Here is a 2,873-nt window from a genome sequence, read left to right as displayed (position 1 = left end):
GGGATCCTAAATGCTTTTTTGCCATAACTCACAGCATAGATCTTCCTGCCATTCTTCAAAGTAATAAATGGCGTAAAGATATACTTTACAAGATCATTGGAACGCTGTTTCTCATCGTTATCTTTTGACAAAAAAACACCTCCCTTCAAATTGACCTAGCATAAAGATAGGTCTTTAGGTCCTTGAAGGATAAGGTCAAGCAGAGTATAATACCATATCTACCTATGGTTATATCGCGGTTTACCCCGTACTTAACCTTTCTTCAAGAGCAGAATGTCATTGAAGCTGTTACTTCTTTGGCTTTCTGCTTTCTATTATGATAACATAAAAATCCATATCGGTAAGAGGTAAAACACTATATACAGCAGAATCTTATTCACAATACACCACATATTGTGCGATTAACTATGTGGATATCTTTGAGTTGAATTATATACTTTAGGTTTCTTCTTGTTGAACAATATTGTTTACCAAAAATTTACCAACCTCAAATACGAATTATTGTTGGAACAGATTTTTTTGTTTAGCGTTCTGTAGTAAGCTCAAAATGTTTTTATTCAGAGAACAATCGAACGTCAAAACCTAAACACTTTAATGCTTTATTAACTCTATTATTTCTTAAGAATGTAACATCAGGCCTGCCCCAACCAATTAATTCTCCAACAATGCTTCTTCCTAAATGCTCTAAATGATATCTAGGGTTATAAACACTCTCATATACCCTTTCTTCAATCCTTTGGTTGTCATGAAAAAGCAAGTACCTTAATACATCATTAATCATTAAATTATCCTTAGTTTTTTGTTTCATTAACCATTGTACATATAGTTCTATTCTTTCTTCTATAGTAGTTTTATAATCTTCTGGTAAATTAAATTGGCTATTTTTTATTTGTCTAGCATGATTCCTTGCGGCATGATTTTGTTTCATAATTTTAAACATTTCATCTTCTGATAAATCTCTTTCTTTTATTTGGCTTAATATATTTCTATTCGATATGCTCCATTCATTTATGTGTACATCTTCAGAGTTAGGTGCAGAATCAAGACTTTCCCACCAACGTATCGCATTTCTTATTGCGCCTTCAGGATTCCGTTTATTTTTATGATATTCATTATTCACTATGTCAATACTCTTATGTTCGTCATGCTTTTTTATCAAATATGTGTAGTAATATGCATGAAGCAACTGATCAGTGATTATAGATATCTCAGCCTTTGGATCTACCCAATTTGGTTGTTTGCACTCTTCTTGCATACGACGTTTCACTAATTCTATATTATTCTGAGTCTCTCTCCACTCTTGTAAAAACCAAAGCTTTCTCTTGTCTTTTTTTGCTTCTTTTTTAAAATCTTTAACTCCGGGTTTTAAAATAAATAAATGACTGAATTGTTCTTCGAAAATATCTTGTAAAGATGCATCGATTTTTTCTTTTTCTTCTCTTTCTGTTTTAGTCATATTAATATATTCATCAATTTTATCTAAATCTTCAACTGTTGCCTGGACGCTATTCTCTCTAAGGTAATTAAAAAAATTATTGATCTCATGCTTTTGATCATCAGAAAGATCTTCCTCATGAATAAACACACCTGCTTCGACGTTATCATGCATTGCACTATTAGTAATATTGTGTGAGCCTATATATATTCCATATCCGTGAAATACTATTACCTTAGGATGGAAATATTCAGCAAAAGGATAAAATTTAACAACGGATGAAGCAATAGCTTTTCTTACAATTTCCATTTTTGACGAGATCTCATGATTAAAAAGGCCCCACCACTCAAGAGCTATATTGTTTTTTATGCAAGCATTAACAAGTTTAGGGTCTTGCGTATAAGCAACAGCCGCCGATATTTTTGTTACAGATTTTGGAATATCTCCTAATAATAATACAAAATTTCGTTTTGTTTTTATGTCAAAATATAATTCGATCATAATTAGTATCTCCTTCTAACCCACATCACAGTTATAAAAAACACTTGGAACTCAAGTAAATATGAATATGATTTCTTACAACTTACTCAATAAAATAATCAGAGTCTATCTTTTTAACTTCATATGATGCCATTGTGCTTACTCCCAAATTGTGGTCGATCATTAGGTTTGCGAGTTCGTCTGCGTCGATCAGCACGATCTTATTATCAATTTTCTTTACGTACTCCCAAGCATCAGGGGTGAAGAAAGATGTTGTGATCATTACACCTTTCTTTGCCCGTTGACCCTGGAGAGCTCCGGCAAATTTCTGGACTTCGGGGCGTCCAACAGCGCAGGCCGATCTTTTTGCCTGTATGTATATGATGTCGAGGCCAAGGCGATCTTCTTTGATTATGCCGTCTATGCCTTCGTCGCCGGATCTTCCGATTGCTTCGCCTGCATCTTTACGGCTGCCTCCGTAACCCATATTCAACAAGAGTTCAACAACAAGCTTTTCAAAAAGACTTGGTGAGACTTTCTTGATCTGTTCAATTATGTTGTCGGCCAGGTTTTTTCTTAGAGTAAAATATGCTGTTTCAAGGGCTTCTTCGGGGTCCAGATGTCCATTTAATTCTGGAAGAGGAGAAGTTGTCTTTTCTTTTTTAGTTGTAATGAACTCAATAAACTCTGGATATCTTTCAAGAGATTTAGCAGTAATCTTTTGAGGCTTTTCAGCTAATAAGTCTTTTCCTCTTTTGGTAATTTGAAAAAATCCTCTTCGGGGGGATTCCAACAAACCAGCTTTGCAAAGATAGGTCCTTGCCCAACCGCCCCTGTTAAGGAAAACTGCCTGATTGCCACTTGGCAGTAATTGCGTTCTTTCTTCCGGGGTAAGTTGAAATTCATCAGCGAGGACATCGGCCGACGCTCTTAATGAGTGTTCTTTCCCGTCTTGTGC

2 protein-coding genes are annotated in these 2,873 nt (G+C 35.0%); both read right to left on the bottom strand.

Annotated elements, in window-relative coordinates; genetic code table 11:
* Positions 1–553: 553 nt before the first annotated feature.
* Positions 554–1,936, bottom strand: coding sequence for a phospholipase D-like domain-containing protein (locus PHF25_09405; GenBank protein MDD4528223.1), 1,383 nt, complete (start codon positions 1,934–1,936; stop codon positions 554–556).
* Between the two features lie 82 nt (positions 1,937–2,018).
* On the bottom strand, positions 2,019–2,873 hold an 855-nt coding region (locus PHF25_09400; GenBank protein ID MDD4528222.1), incomplete at its 5' end, for a restriction endonuclease.

This window comes from Candidatus Margulisiibacteriota bacterium (assembly GCA_028706105.1).
Lineage (GTDB): Bacteria > Margulisbacteria > Riflemargulisbacteria > GWF2-35-9 > DYQY01 > DYQY01.
This window is presented reverse-complemented; position numbering and strand designations above follow the sequence as displayed.

Excerpts from the sequence above, each read along its gene's own strand:
- PHF25_09405 (MDD4528223.1), bottom strand. The coding sequence starts at position 1,936 with ATGATCGAATTATATTTTGACATAAAAACAAAACGAAATTTTGTATTA.